Origin of the sequence: Micromonospora musae, assembly GCF_003626635.1 — a bacterium.
Taxonomy (GTDB): domain Bacteria; phylum Actinomycetota; class Actinomycetes; order Mycobacteriales; family Micromonosporaceae; genus Micromonospora; species Micromonospora musae.
In genome coordinates, this window is the sequence record NZ_RAZT01000008.1 from 324,649 (window position 1) to 337,442 (window position 12,794).

The following is a 12,794-nucleotide window of genomic DNA, read 5'->3' on the forward strand; positions in this document are numbered from 1 at the left end:
TCGGCATCTTCCTGCCCGGGATCCGGTCGAGGTGGAGCAGCCGCGACAAGTCGACGGGGGGCGGCAGTTCCCTCGTGAGCAGGGGGAGGCCCGCGATAGCCGACGATCCGCAGGCTGGGCTCGGCCGCCGTACGATCGACTCCCTCCGAGCCGGCGTCGTCGTGCTGGATCCGGACGACGTTCCCGTTCTGGTCAATCCCGCCGCGCGGGCGATGGGTCTGTTGCGCACTGGCGCCAGCCCGGGCTCGATAGCGGCGCACCCACTGATTCGTACCCTCGCCGGTCAGGTGCGGCGGACGGGCATCCGGCGCGAGATCGAGCTGGACCTGCCCCGAGGCCGCGACAACGCGGGGGAGAACCCGCTCGGCGTGCACCTGAGGGCGATGGGGGTCGGCGGCGGCTACATCGCCGTCGAGGCCGCCGACGTGACCGAGTCGCACCGGCTGGCCCGGGTGCGGCGCGACTTCGTGGCCAACGTCAGCCATGAGCTGAAGACGCCGATCGGCGCGCTGCAGCTGCTGGCCGAGGCGCTGCTCGACGCCACGGAGCCGGCCACCGACGTCGCGCCGGACCTGTCCGAGGACCTGGTCGCCGCCCGTCGCTTCGCCGAGCGCATCCAGCACGAATCCACCCGGCTCGGCCGGTTGGTGCAGGAACTGCTCGAACTGACCCGCCTGCAGGGGGCCGAGCCACAGCCGGCGCCCGAGCCGGTCTCGGTGGACTGGGTGATCGCCGAGGTCGCCGACCGTACGCGCACCACGGCCTCCGCCCGCGAGATCGAGGTGCTGGCGGACGGCGAACGCGGTCTCACCGTCTACGGCAGCGACAGCCAGCTCGCCACCGCCGTGGCGAACCTGGTGGAGAACGCGATCAACTACTCGGCAGACGGCACGAAGGTGCGGATCGAGACGCGTCGTGGCGAGGAACACGTCGAGATCGCCGTCACCGACCAGGGCATCGGCATCGCCCCCACGGACGTCGACCGGATCTTCGAGCGCTTCTACCGAGCCGACCAGGCGCGTTCCCGCTCCACCGGGGGGACGGGGCTGGGGCTGGCCATCGTGAAACACATCGCGAGCAACCATGGCGGACGGGTCGATGTGTCGAGCACTCTTGGTGGTGGGTCGACGTTCACCCTCCGGCTGCCCGCTCGTCCCCCGGAAGACCTTCTGACGACACTACCGGGGGCTGGGATCGAGTCCGGTTCACCCGAACTTCGGCAGGTCTGACAGCAATGGAAAGGAACACCCGTTGAGCCGCGTACTGGTGGTCGAGGACGAGGAGTCGTTCTCCGACGCCCTGTCCTACATGCTCCGCAAGGAGGGTTTCGAGGTCTCGGTCGCCGCGACGGGCCCGTCGGCCCTGACCGAGTTCGACCGGACCGGAGCCGACATCGTGCTGCTCGACCTGATGCTGCCCGAAATGTCGGGTACTGAGGTCTGCCGGCAGCTCCGGCAGCGCTCGCACGTGCCGATCATCATGGTCACCGCGCGGGACAGCGAGATCGACAAGGTCGTCGGCCTGGAGATCGGGGCGGACGACTACGTCACCAAGCCCTACTCGCCGCGCGAACTGGTGGCCCGGATCCGTGCCGTCCTGCGCCGGCAGACGCCCGAGGCAGCCGAGTCGGGCACCCCGACGCTGGCGGCCGGCCCGGTCCGGATGGACATCGAGCGGCACGTGGTGACCGTGGACGGCGGCGGGGTGCAGCTCCCGCTCAAGGAGTTCGAGCTCCTGGAGCTGCTGCTGCGCAACGCCGGCCGGGTGCTCACCCGGGGGCAGCTCATCGACCGGGTCTGGGGTGCCGACTACGTCGGCGACACCAAGACCCTGGACGTGCACGTCAAGCGACTCCGCTCCAAGATCGAGCCGGAGCCGTCCGCGCCGCGCTACATCGTCACGGTGCGGGGCCTGGGCTACAAGTTCGAGCCCTGATCGGCGGAGGCGAACGGGGGACGCCCCAGGTTGCGCGGGCCGCAAACCGGACACGGTTCGCCAATCACCCCAGTCGCGATCGGTGATCGACTCCGGTTCCTTGAAGTCGGGGCATCACGCGGCCGGGACACCCCGACATCAAGGAAACCGAGTCGATCAACCGGCGCGCGCCGTGCCGGGCTGAGCAGGTACACCCTAGCGACGAAGGCCCGACCTGGCGGTGCCCCTCGCGACGAGGGCCCGACCCGGCGGCGCGCCCCTGCGACGCGGGCGCGACTCTGCGGCGCGGCGCGGCGCGGCGCCAACTTGCGGTGCGTGCGAGCCACCCCGTATGGCGTTCGGTGACGACGTGGGTTCGGCGGGCAGCCCGCCCGCCACTGGCAGGGCGATCAGGGCCGGTGCGGGGTGATCAGGACCCGTCGGCCGGGTGCGGGGCGACCAGACCCTGGCGGGACCGGGCCGCGCAGAGTTCCGCGAGCCTCCCGTAGGCCGGCGCGCCGATGAGCGCGGTGAGCTCCGGGCCGTAGGAGATGTACATCGGCTCGGTGCCGACGTGCGCGTCGGTCGAGGAGGTGCACCACCAGTCGAGGTCGTGCCCGCCGGCGCCCCAGCCCCGCCGGTCGAACTCCGACAGGGTGGACACCAGCACCTTCGTGTTGTCCGGCCGCTTGACCCAGTCCTGGTCCCGACGGATCGGCAGTTGCCAGCAGACGTCCGGCTTGTACTCCAGCGGGTGCACCCCGTCGCGCAGCGCCTGGGCGTGCAACGCGCAGCCGCCGCCGCCCGCGAAGTCCGGCTCGTTGAGGAACACGCAGGGGGCGTCCGCCGCGCGGGTGGCCGTCCGGCGGGCCGGGGTCTTGCCGTCGACCGTGTCGTTCTCGGTCCAGTTCTTGAAGCCCCGGCGGAAGTGCTGCCAGGTCTCCGGGGTGAGCCGCTTCACGGCGGTGCGTACCCGCTTCTCGTCGTCCGCGTCGGTGAAGAAGGCGCCGTGCGAGCAGCAGCCGTCGGCGGCCCGGCCGGCGATGATGCCGTGACAACCCTGGCCGAAGATGCAGGTCCAGCGGGAGAGCAGCCAGGTGAGGTCGGCCCGGATCAGGTGAGTCTCGTCGGCCGGATCGGTGAACTCGAGCCACTCCCGGGGGAAATCCAGCGGCACCTCGCGGCTGCGCGGGTCACCCGGGTCGTCCACCAGCACGCGGAGCTCCATCGTCACCCGGCCCAGCGTACGCGTGGTAGGCCGTCCGGGCCGGTGAGCCGAGGAAACCTGTTGCCCTAGGGTCGAACCATGCGACTGGGGGTCCTCGACGTCGGTTCCAACACGGTGCATCTGCTGGTGGTGGATGCGCACCATGGCGCGCACCCCTGGCCGGCGCACTCGGAGAAGGTGGTGCTCCGGCTCGCCGAGCAGATCGGCCCCGACGGCGCGCTCACCGAGGTCGGCGCCGACATGCTGGTCAAGGCGGTGAGCATGGCGAAGGCGGCGGCCGCCGGCCTGAACACCGACGACCTGATCGCGTTCGCCACCTCGGCCGTGCGGGACGCCACCAACGCCGCCGAGGTGTTGGCCCGGGTCCGCGACGAGACCGGCGTACGCCTGGAGGTGCTTCCCGGCGCCGACGAGGCGCGGATGACGTTCCTCGCGGTGCGGCGTTGGTTCGGCTGGTCGGCAGGGCGCCTGCTGCTGCTGGACATCGGCGGCGGGTCCCTGGAGATCGCCGCCGGGATCGACGAGGACCCGACGTCCGCCGTCTCGCTGCCGCTCGGCGCGGGCCGGCTGACCCGGGAGCGGCTGCGGTTGTCGCCGGAGGACGACGCGCCACCGTCCGCCCGCGCCGTGGAGGAGCTGCGGGAGTACGTCGACGCGCAGCTCGACCCGGTCGTCGAGGAGATCGTCGAGGTGGGCTGGGAGCGGCCGGTCGGTACGTCCAAGACGTTCCGGACCCTGGCCCGGCTGGCCGGAGCGGCCCCCTCCGGCGCGGGGGTCTGGGCCAAGCGCAGCCTCACCCGTACCGGGCTGCGCCAGGTGATGGGCTTCATCCGGCTCATCCCGCCCCGGCAGCTCACCGAACTGGAGGGGGTGAGCATGGGGCGGGCGCACCAGCTGCTCGCCGGCGCGGTCGTCGCGGAGGCGGTCATGCGCAAACTGGACCTCGAGAAGCTGACCATCTGCCCCTGGGCGCTGCGCGAAGGCGTCATCCTGCGCCGGCTCGACCAGTTCGGTCCACGTTGAGGACCCCAGCGCGGTACGGCCGCTTTGTGGTCGCTCGTCACCATGTGCGGTGGGCCCGGCGGAGCTACCCTGGCTGATGTGACGTCCCGAGTCCCGGTGCTTCTCTCCAGCTCCTCGGTCTTCCCGGAGCGGACCGCGGCAGCCTTCCAGCTGGCCGCGGCCCTCGGTTACGACGGGCTCGAGGTGATGGTCTGGACCGACGCGGTCAGCCAGGACGGCGGCGCGCTGCGCGGCCTGGCCCAGCACTACGGGGTGCCGGTGCGCTCCGTGCACGCGCCCTGCCTGCTCGTCACCCAGCGGGTGTGGAGCCCTGATCCGTGGGAGCGGCTGCGCCGGTCCGCCGAGCTCGCCGAGACGCTGGAGGCGCCCACGGTGGTGGTGCACCCGCCGTTCAGCTGGCAGCGCGACTACGCCCGCAACTTCGGCGAGGGGCTCGCCGAGATCGCCGACCGCCACCCGGACCTGCGGTTCGCCGTGGAGAACATGTACCCGGTGCGTATGGCCGGCCGGCAGTTCGTCCCGTACGTCCCGGGTTGGGATCCGACGGAGGCCGGCTACCCCGCGTACACGCTCGACCTGTCGCACTGCGCCGCGTCGCACACCGACTCGATGGAGATGGCCGACCGGATGGGCGACGCGTTGGCGCACGTCCACCTCGGCGACGGCACCGGCGAGGGGCGCGACGAGCACCTCGTCCCGGGACGCGGCACCCAGCCCTGCGCCGAGGTGCTGCGGTCACTGGCCGGGCGGGGCTTCACCGGTTCGGTGGCGGTGGAGGTGTCGACGCGGGGTGCGCGCAGCCGTGCGGTACGCGAGGCCGACCTGCGCGACGCGCTGGACTTCGCCCGTCAGCACCTGGGCACGCCGTCCCCGGTCGACGCCTGACCTCCGCCGAGGCCGCGGTGACCGGCCCCGGTGCACGCTGATCCGGCCGTCGGGGCGCTGCCGGCGACGGCACCCCGGGCGTGCGGAGAGCTCAGCTGACGGGCGTGAGCGAGTCGGCCGGCACCGGCTGAGCGGCGACGGCGGCGGCCTGCTGCTCGCCGATCGCGGCCCGCTTGCGTGCCCGGTGCGCGGCCACGTGGGACCGGGTGGCGCAGCGCTCGGAGCAGAACCGCCGGCAGCAGTTCGACGAGGTGTCCAGGTAGACGTTGCCGCAGCGCTCGTCGGCGCAGACGCCGAAGCGGGCACTGCCGTACTCGCAGAGCCAGACCGATAGGCCCCAGACGGCACCGGCGAGGTATTCCGCGCTCACCGAGGCACCCCGGCTGGTCACGTGCATGTGCCAGTCGCTGGAGTCGTGGCCGGAGATGCGCGGCTGCACGGGGAACGCCTCGAGCAGCGCGTTGAGTTCGGCCACCGCGTCCGCGTCCCGCCCGGAGGTGCCGTAGTCGAAGACGTCACGTAGGCGCTTCTGCGCCCGCCGGAAGATCGCCAGGTCCCGCTCGGCGACCTCCTCGCGCATCCAGGCGCTGGTCTCGGGGAAGCTGGCCCGCAGGTCGTCGAGGTCGTCCAGGCGGGCGTTGACGAGGTCAACGCCGGTCCGGGCGTACGCGTCGAAGTTCACGCCCACAACGGTAGACGACTCGGACGCCACGTGGCGCGTCGATGTAGTGCGGCGGAGGGTGGGCGTGACCGTCCGTGCCGGCCGATGCTCCCGCACCTGCCCCTGCTGAGCTGCGGGCCGCCCCTCGGCGACGGGCTCCAGGCGGGCGTTACCCTCGGCTCATGCTCCGTTCCGTCATCCTCGCCGCTTCTCGGTCATCCCAGGTCGAGCGGCTCGTCGCGACGGCCCCGTTCACCCGGGACGTCGTACGCCGGTTCGTGGCCGGCGCCAAGACCGACGACGCGCTGCACGTGACCCGTGCGCTCGTCGACGACGGTCTCGCGGTCACCCTCGACAACCTCGGCGAGGACACCGTCACCCCCGATCAGGCCAACGCCACCCGGGACGAGTACCTGTCGCTGCTGCGGCTGCTCGGCGAGGCCGGGCTCACCCCGGCGGCCGAGGTCAGCGTGAAGCTCTCCGCGCTCGGGCAGATGTTCGACGAGCAGCTCGCCGCCGACAACGCGCGGGCGATCTGCGCGGCGGCGGACGCGGTCGGCACCACTGTCACCCTGGACATGGAGGACCACACCACCACCGATTCGACGCTGGAGATCCTCGCCAAGCTGCGCAAGGACTATCCGTCGACCGGGGCGGTGCTCCAGGCGTACCTGCGGCGGACCGAGTCGGACTGCCGGGAGCTGGCCACGGCGGGCTCCCGCGTACGCCTCTGCAAGGGGGCCTACAAGGAGCCGGAGTCGGTGGCCTACCAGTCCGCCCAGGAGGTGGACAAGTCCTACGTCCGCTGCATGAACATTCTGATGTCGGGCGAGGGCTACCCGATGCTGGCCACCCACGACCCGCGGCTGATCGCGATCGGCGAGGACCGGGCCCGGTGGTTCGACCGTGGGCCGGAGCGGTTCGAGTTCCAGATGCTCTACGGCATCCGGCCGGAGGAGCAGGCCCGGCTCGTCGGTGAGGGCTACACCCTGCGCACGTACGTTCCGTACGGCGACCAGTGGTACGGCTACCTGATGCGCCGGCTCGCCGAGCGCCCGGCCAACCTGGCCTTCTTCGCCCGCGCTCTGGTCTCGAAGAAGTAGCTCGGCTCGTTCACCGGTTCGACCAGCCCCGGGTGCTGAGCACCAGGCGGTAGCCGTCCGGATCGGCCAGCGCCACCCCCCAGCGGTCCCAGTACGGGCCGGCGGAGACTCTCGTCCCGCCGGCCCGTTCCAGTTCCCGCACCAGATCCTCGTCGATCGGCCCGTCCAGGTAGAGGACCAGCAGGTCCTCCTCGGTCGGGGTCGGGGTGGGCGCGTCTGCGGCGACCAGTTCCAGGTGCCAGTGGGCGTCCGGCCAGCCCAGCATCAGCAGGTCGTGCTCGTCCGGCCCATCGGCCGTGGAGCGCCAGAGCACGTCGAGGGTGAGGCCGTCGACCCAGAAGCGTTCGGCCGCGGCCAGGTCCCGGCTCGGGCGGGCGATGCGCAGGTGCGGTACGGCGGAGCGAAGGTTCGGCATGTCGGTGATCGTGCGAGTTGAAGTCGAGGTGAGGTCAACCCCTTGACGAATTTAGCTAATGAGATTAGCTTTTGGGTTATGAGTGTTAGCTACGTTGAGCGATCCGCTGGACGGATCGCGTACGAGGTCCACGGGGCGGGTCCGCTCGTCGTGCTCGCGCACGGCATGGGGGAGAACCGGGCCTCCTACCGGCACCTGGTCCCACTGCTCGTCGCGGCCGGGCACCGGGTGGCCGCAGTCGACGTACGGGGGCACGGCGCGTCGAGCGTCGGCTGGCCGACGTACGCCCCGGCAGAGGTCGGTGGCGACCTGCTGGCCGTCGTCGACGAGTTGGGCGGCGGCCCGGCCGTCCTGGTCGGCAGCTCGTCCAGCGCCGCCGCCGTCGTCTTCGCCGCCGCCGAGGCGCCCGAGCGGGTCGCCGGGATCGTGCTGGTCGGCGCGTTCGTCGAGCCGCCCGAGGCGAACCCGCTGATGCGGCTCGCCCAGGCGGTGGTGCTGCGCAGTCCACGACTCTTCGGGATGTTCCACAAGACGCTCTTCCCGGTGACCCGTCCCGCCGACGACGCCGACTACCGGCGGGCGATGGTGGCCAACCTCCGCGAGCACGGCCGGATGGCGGCGGTACGCGGGGTGGTCGCCCTCGTCGAGCCGCACTGGACCGCCCGGGCCCGCGACGTCCGGCAGCCGGTCCTGGTCCTCATGGGCGCCCGTGACCCGGACTTCCGCGACCCGGGCGCCGAGGCGCGGGCCGCTCGGCGACTCTTCGGCACCGCCGAGGCGCGCATGATCGAAGGCTCCGGCCACTACCCGCACGCGGACCAGCCGGCGGCCACGGCGGAGCAGCTCATCGCGTTCCTGAAGGTGACCACCGGTGCCTAGGGTCGGGCTGAACCAGCAGATAGTCGTACGCGAGGCGGCCCGGCTGGTCGACGAGGTCGGCCGGGAGCAGCTCACTCTCGCCGCGCTGGCCGGCCGGCTCGGCGTCGCCCTGCCCAGTCTCTACAAGCACGTCCGAGGTGCGGACGCGCTCGCCCAGAAGCTCTCCGCGTACGCCACGGCGGAGCTGGCCGACGAGTTGACGGCGGCCGCCGTCGGACGGGCCGGTGTCGACGCGCTGCACGCCGTCGCCGCCGCCTACCGGGCGTACGCGCGCCGGCACCCCGGCCGCTACCCGGCCACCCAGCAGGTGCCGGAGCCGGCCGACCCGGACCACGTGGCCGCCGGGGAGCGCGCCGTCGGTGTCATCTACGCGGTGCTGCACGGCTACGGGATCACCGGCGACGCGGCGGTCGACGCCGCCCGGACGCTGCGCAGCGCGCTGCACGGGTTCGTCTCGTTGGAGGCGGCCGGCGGCTTCGGCCTGCCCCGCGACCTCGACCGCTCGTACGACGAGATGGTCGCCTCGCTCGACACGGCGCTGCAGGGCTGGCGCAGGGCATGAGAACCCCGATCCGGGCGCTCGCGCTCCTCCTGCTGTTCCTGCTGGAGCTGGTCGTGCTGGTGATCGGCGCCCGGTGGGGCTGGGCGGTGGAGGCCGGCCTGCCGCTCCGACTGCTCTCCGCCGTCGCGGTGCCGCTGCTGCTCGCCGCGCTCTGGGGCGTCTACGGCTCGCCGAAGGCGCGGATCACGCTGCCGCTGCCGGCCAGGTACGGCTTCCAGGCCGCCTGGTTCGTGGCCGGCGGCGCGATGCTCGCGGCACTGGCCGGGCCGCTGCTCGGGGGCGCACTGGTGGCCGCCTGGGCGGCGACCGCCGCGCTGGTCCGCGCCACCAACCGCCCGACCTGACCGACAGAGAATGCCCGAACGGCAGTCGTTGCGGGGGAGCGCCGGTGACGCCGGCCTCGCCGGATCGGGCGAAAGGTCGTTACCCTTCGCCGGGTGACGGACGGTCTGGACGAAGCCGCCCCGCGTCGGATCCGACCCCTGTGGACGGTGCTCACGCTGGTCGTACTGCTGCTGATCACCTGCGGTGTACCGGCGGCGGTCCTGACAGCGGCGATTCGGGAGCCCGGCGGGCGGGCGGTGGTGCAACGCGCCGATCCCACGGCCGGCGACCCGGCCCGGGACGCGCGTGACTTCGCCGCTCGGATCGCCGCCGTGCTGAACCGACAGTCCGCCGCGCTGCTCGCGGGCGACCTGGCCGGCTTCCTCGCCGTGGCCGAGCCGAGCGCGCACACCGACCTTCGCCGCCGGTTCAACGCGTTGCGGGCGCTGGGGGTGACCACCTGGCGGGCCGAGGTGACCGGCCTGCCCACCGCCATCGGCGACCGGCCCGGCGAGTGGCGGATGCTGGTGCGCTTCCAGTACTGCTTCGCGGTGCCCGGCTGCCGCCCCAGCCCGGTGCTCGCCGGCACCCGCTGGCGCGACGACGCGCGGCAGCCCCGGCTCGTCGCCGTCGAGGAGTCCAAGTCGGCGGAGACCGGCACCCGCCCGTGGGAGGTCAGCGAACTGGCCGTGGCGACCGGCGCGCGAACCAGCGTCGCCACGACGCCGGCGCTGCGCGGCAAGTTGCCCGCCCTGCTCACCCAGGCCGAGGCGGCGGCGAAGGTCGCCGACCGGTACGCGGTGGCCGGCTCGCCGCCGGACCGCTACCGGATCTACTACGCCGGCCCCGCCGAGTGGGAACGCTGGTACGGCGGTGGCCGCCCGAAGTGGACCGGCGGGTACGCGGTCACCGTCGGCGGTGGCCACCACGAGATGGTGATCAACGCGGACGGGGCGACCGCCGCGGGCCTCGACGACCTGCTCCGGCACGAGTTGACCCACGCCGCCTCCCTGCCCGAACAGGGCTACCCGGGCAGGAGCACCTGGTGGCTGGTGGAGGGGCTGGCCGAGTACGCGGGCGCGGGCGGTCAGCCGGTGAGCCGCTACCAGGGCATGGCCCAGGTGCGTGAGCTGGTCCGGGGCGGCTGGAACGGTCGACTCGACGATCTCGCACCGGCCGACGACGCGCCCGCCGCCCGGGTCGCGGGCAGCTACGGCCTCGGCTACCTGGCCGTCCGGCACCTCGTCGACCGGTTCGGTGAGCAGCGGCTGCTCGCGTTCGTGGCGGCCGTGCTGCACGACCGTACGCCGCCCGAGCAGGCGGCCGAGGAGGCCTTCGGCGAGCCATGGTCGGCCCTGCACGGCCAGTGCGTCGCGTACATCCGCACGCTGGCCGCCTGACGGTCTCCGCCGAGCCGGCGACCGGGCCTTCATGATCCACCGGTGTCGGGCGGTCGCGGCGTACCTGCGACACTGGTCCCGCTCCCAGCGCGGAGCCCCGGTGCCGCGTCCGGAAGTGGCCCGGGGCACCCGCCCGGTGGCTCCGGTGGCGCCGCCGGAGCCACCGGGCGCCTTCCGCCCGCAACCGACGGCGCACGACCGACGGGGGCGGCGCACACAAGCCCGGGTCGAGCGGACCCCCGGCTGCTCTCCGTGGTGGAGCGACTCCGGGGCGTCCCGGTCCCGGCAATGGGACGCGCGCCGCGACAGGGCGCAAATCGGCAGGTCGGAACGGGTGAACCCGAGGCCGGAAGCATGATCAGTTGTACGAAGGGATCGCGCCGGTCACAGCCGCCCCGCTACCGTACTGGTAACACGCGCGTCGCCGGTCCGGGCGGGAGCACTCCGCCGGCACGGGTGCGCGCTGGGCATGGGATGGGGACGGGTGAGCCATGACCGGGTCGCAGTCCGACGGTCGACTGTCGGAGGTCAAGTTCCTGACCGTCGCCGAGGTGGCGACGGTCATGCGGGTGTCGAAGATGACGGTCTACCGCCTGGTGCACAGCGGTGAACTCACCGCCGTGCGGGTCGGCCGGTCCTTCCGGGTGCCCGAACACGCGGTGCACGAGTACCTTCGCGGTGCCTTTCAGGAGACCGCCTGAGCCGCCGGACCAGCAGGGGCGTCGAGGCCCGACCGACCACGGCGGGCCCGAGCGATGAGCTTCTCGGATGCCCGGCGCGAGCGGTCCGATCCGGGCCGGCGACCGGTCCGCGAGCATCGCGGTGGTGGCCCTGACGCAGCCGGCGAGGGCACATCGACGGGGCCGCGTTGGTCCTGCTGATAGTCTCCCGCTACCCTGGACTCCGACCGTGATCGCACCCCGGTGCGCCCTGACGCCCGACCTGGTCCGGTCCGTTGTCCGCAAGCGGTCGCCGACGCCCACCCGCGTGGTGGGGGCAGCCGGTCCGCCCCGCACGTTGCATCGAAAGGCTTTCGTATGGGCTCGGTGGTCAAGAAGCGCCGCAAGCGCATGGCTAAGAAGAAGCACCGCAAGCTGCTGCGCAAGACCCGCGTCCAGCGTCGCCGTCTCGGCAAGTGATCGCCGCCGGGCCGACGGCCCGGTAACGGCGTCACTTGCCACCTGTCGACCCTCGGAGGCTCAGGTGATCAGGCCGTGGTTGTCCCGGCACGATCCCGCCTGTCGAGGGAGGTGCGGTAGATGACCCCCGGTAGCACCCCAGGTGCTCCGGGGGTCGTCGTCGTCACCGGAGTGGGTCGGTACCTCGGCGCGCACGTGGCCGCGCGGCTCGCCGCCGACCCGCGCATCGAACGGGTCATCGGCATCGACCCGCCCGACTCCAATGGCGAGTTCGCCGACCTGCTCGACGGGGTGGAACGGCTCCGCGTCGACGCGGGCTCGCTCGGCAACCTCCTGGCGGATCTGGACGTCGACGCGGTGGTGCACCTCGCGCTCGCCACCGCTCCCGATCCACAGCACGGCGGTCGCGCGGCGATGAAGGAGCAGAACGTCATCGGCACGATGCAGCTCCTCGCCGCCTGCCAGCGGGCGCCCCGGCTGCGCAAGGTCGTGGTGCGCTCCTCGACGGCGGCCTACGGGGCGTCGTTCCGGGACCCGGCGGTCTTCACGGAGGAGACCGAGCCCCGCGAGGTGCCGCGCGGCGGTTTCGGCCGCGACATCCTCGACATCGAGGGGTACGTTCGCGGCTTCCGCCGCCGTCGTCCCGACGTCACCGGGACGGTCCTGCGGTTCGCGCCCTTCATCGGCTCCACCGCGGACACGACGCTGACCCGCTACTTCTCCCAGCCGCTGGTGCCGACCGTCTTCGGCCGGGACCCCAGGCTGCAGTTCCTGCACTTCGACGACGCCCTCGAGGTGCTGCACCGGTCCGTCGTCGAGGACCATCCGGGCACCTACAACGTCGCCGGGCCGGGCGTGCTCTCCCTGACCCAGGCGATCCGGCGGGCCGGCCGGGTGGCCGTACCGGTGCTGGAACCCGGGCTCTCCAACGCCGCCGCGCTGGCGCGTGGGCTCGGGTTCGGCCGGATCGGTCTGGACCAGGTCGACCTCTTCGTGCACGGTCGGGTGGTGGACACCGGCCGGTTGGAGCGCGAGTACGGCTTCACCCCCCGCTCGACCGCCGCCGCCTTCGACGACTTCATCCGCGCCCACCACGGTCGGGCCGTGCTGACCCGGGAACAGTTGGCCGCCGCCGAGCAGGCCGTGCTCGACGGGATCCGGCAGGTGCGGACCGCCGTCCGGGAGCGGTCGTGAGCGGGGTCGGGCGGGAACACACGGGCGCCGAGGGTGGCCGGTTCGACGTACCGATGGACGCGCCGGA

15 protein-coding genes are annotated in these 12,794 nt (G+C 72.8%); 12 read left to right on the plus strand and 3 right to left on the minus strand.

Going from position 1 to position 12,794, the window contains the following annotated elements; translation table 11 throughout:
* Positions 1-20 precede the first annotated feature (20 nt).
* A complete protein-coding gene (locus D7044_RS18060) occupies positions 21-1,229 on the plus strand; it encodes a sensor histidine kinase (protein WP_407663382.1) in 1,209 nt (402 codons plus the stop codon).
* A 22-nt stretch (positions 1,230-1,251) separates the two neighbouring features.
* Positions 1,252-1,935, plus strand: coding sequence for a response regulator transcription factor (locus D7044_RS18065; RefSeq protein WP_120680438.1), 684 nt, complete (start codon positions 1,252-1,254; stop codon positions 1,933-1,935).
* A 409-nt stretch (positions 1,936-2,344) separates the two neighbouring features.
* On the opposite strand, the gene D7044_RS18070 is transcribed toward D7044_RS18065, so the two are convergent.
* On the minus strand, positions 2,345-3,142 hold the full coding sequence (locus D7044_RS18070; RefSeq protein WP_120680440.1) for a hypothetical protein: 798 nt from the start codon (positions 3,140-3,142) through the stop codon (positions 2,345-2,347).
* Between the two features lie 78 nt (positions 3,143-3,220).
* Between D7044_RS18070 and D7044_RS18075 the strand changes: the two genes are divergently transcribed.
* Complete coding sequence (locus D7044_RS18075) at positions 3,221-4,165, plus strand: Ppx/GppA phosphatase family protein (RefSeq protein ID WP_120680442.1); 945 nt, start codon at positions 3,221-3,223, stop codon at positions 4,163-4,165.
* 78 nt (positions 4,166-4,243) lie between these two features.
* Entirely contained in the window at positions 4,244-5,050 is an 807-nt protein-coding gene (locus D7044_RS18080; RefSeq protein WP_120680444.1) for a sugar phosphate isomerase/epimerase family protein, read from the plus strand.
* A gap of 91 nt (positions 5,051-5,141) precedes the next feature.
* Here D7044_RS18080 and D7044_RS18085 read toward each other — a convergent pair whose 3' ends face one another.
* Positions 5,142-5,732, minus strand: a complete 591-nt coding sequence (locus tag D7044_RS18085) for a CGNR zinc finger domain-containing protein (RefSeq protein ID WP_120680670.1) — start codon at positions 5,730-5,732, stop codon at positions 5,142-5,144.
* A gap of 161 nt (positions 5,733-5,893) precedes the next feature.
* Here D7044_RS18085 and D7044_RS18090 point away from each other — a divergent pair, with 161 nt between their 5' ends.
* Positions 5,894-6,814, plus strand: coding sequence for a proline dehydrogenase family protein (locus D7044_RS18090; protein WP_120689594.1), 921 nt, complete (start codon positions 5,894-5,896; stop codon positions 6,812-6,814).
* A 10-nt stretch (positions 6,815-6,824) separates the two neighbouring features.
* Here D7044_RS18090 and D7044_RS18095 read toward each other — a convergent pair whose 3' ends face one another.
* Entirely contained in the window at positions 6,825-7,229 is a 405-nt protein-coding gene (locus D7044_RS18095) for a VOC family protein (protein WP_120689595.1), read from the minus strand.
* A 78-nt stretch (positions 7,230-7,307) separates the two neighbouring features.
* Here D7044_RS18095 and D7044_RS18100 point away from each other — a divergent pair, with 78 nt between their 5' ends.
* From D7044_RS18100 to D7044_RS18135, 7 genes are all read left to right on the plus strand, one after another.
* Positions 7,308-8,108: an alpha/beta fold hydrolase gene (locus tag D7044_RS18100; RefSeq protein ID WP_120689596.1), complete on the plus strand. Its 801-nt coding sequence runs from the start codon at positions 7,308-7,310 to the stop codon at positions 8,106-8,108.
* Positions 8,101-8,670 (plus strand): TetR/AcrR family transcriptional regulator, encoded by a 570-nt coding sequence (locus D7044_RS18105; RefSeq protein WP_120680452.1) that lies wholly within the window; start codon positions 8,101-8,103, stop codon positions 8,668-8,670. Before D7044_RS18100 ends, D7044_RS18105 begins: the two co-directional genes overlap by 8 nt.
* Positions 8,667-9,014, plus strand: coding sequence for a YrdB family protein (locus tag D7044_RS18110; protein ID WP_120689597.1), 348 nt, complete (start codon positions 8,667-8,669; stop codon positions 9,012-9,014). Before D7044_RS18105 ends, D7044_RS18110 begins: the two co-directional genes overlap by 4 nt.
* 93 nt (positions 9,015-9,107) lie before the next feature.
* Positions 9,108-10,394 (plus strand): hypothetical protein, encoded by a 1,287-nt coding sequence (locus tag D7044_RS18115; protein ID WP_120689598.1) that lies wholly within the window; start codon positions 9,108-9,110, stop codon positions 10,392-10,394.
* 491 nt (positions 10,395-10,885) lie between these two features.
* Positions 10,886-11,095 carry a helix-turn-helix domain-containing protein gene (locus D7044_RS18125; protein WP_076466789.1) on the plus strand — a complete coding sequence of 70 codons (210 nt, stop codon included), beginning with the start codon at positions 10,886-10,888 and terminating at the stop codon, positions 11,093-11,095.
* A 336-nt stretch (positions 11,096-11,431) separates the two neighbouring features.
* Complete coding sequence (locus D7044_RS18130) at positions 11,432-11,533, plus strand: 30S ribosomal protein bS22 (RefSeq protein WP_007465623.1); 102 nt, start codon at positions 11,432-11,434, stop codon at positions 11,531-11,533.
* Positions 11,534-11,653: 120 nt separating this feature from the next.
* On the plus strand, positions 11,654-12,727 hold the full coding sequence (locus D7044_RS18135) for an NAD-dependent epimerase/dehydratase family protein (RefSeq protein ID WP_120689599.1): 1,074 nt from the start codon (positions 11,654-11,656) through the stop codon (positions 12,725-12,727).
* Positions 12,728-12,794: the final 67 nt, after the last annotated feature.

Coding starts and splice junctions, on each gene's coding strand:
- D7044_RS18130 (WP_007465623.1), top strand. CDS start 11,432: ATGGGCTCGGTGGTCAAGAAGCGCCGCAAGCGCATGGCTAAGAAGAAG.
- D7044_RS18125 (WP_076466789.1), top strand. CDS start 10,886: ATGACCGGGTCGCAGTCCGACGGTCGACTGTCGGAGGTCAAGTTCCTG.
- D7044_RS18075 (WP_120680442.1), top strand. CDS start 3,221: ATGCGACTGGGGGTCCTCGACGTCGGTTCCAACACGGTGCATCTGCTG.
- D7044_RS18090 (WP_120689594.1), top strand. CDS start 5,894: ATGCTCCGTTCCGTCATCCTCGCCGCTTCTCGGTCATCCCAGGTCGAG.
- D7044_RS18110 (WP_120689597.1), top strand. CDS start 8,667: ATGAGAACCCCGATCCGGGCGCTCGCGCTCCTCCTGCTGTTCCTGCTG.
- D7044_RS18135 (WP_120689599.1), top strand. CDS start 11,654: ATGACCCCCGGTAGCACCCCAGGTGCTCCGGGGGTCGTCGTCGTCACC.
- D7044_RS18095 (WP_120689595.1), bottom strand. CDS start 7,229: ATGCCGAACCTTCGCTCCGCCGTACCGCACCTGCGCATCGCCCGCCCG.
- D7044_RS18070 (WP_120680440.1), bottom strand. CDS start 3,142: ATGGAGCTCCGCGTGCTGGTGGACGACCCGGGTGACCCGCGCAGCCGC.
- D7044_RS18100 (WP_120689596.1), top strand. CDS start 7,308: ATGAGTGTTAGCTACGTTGAGCGATCCGCTGGACGGATCGCGTACGAG.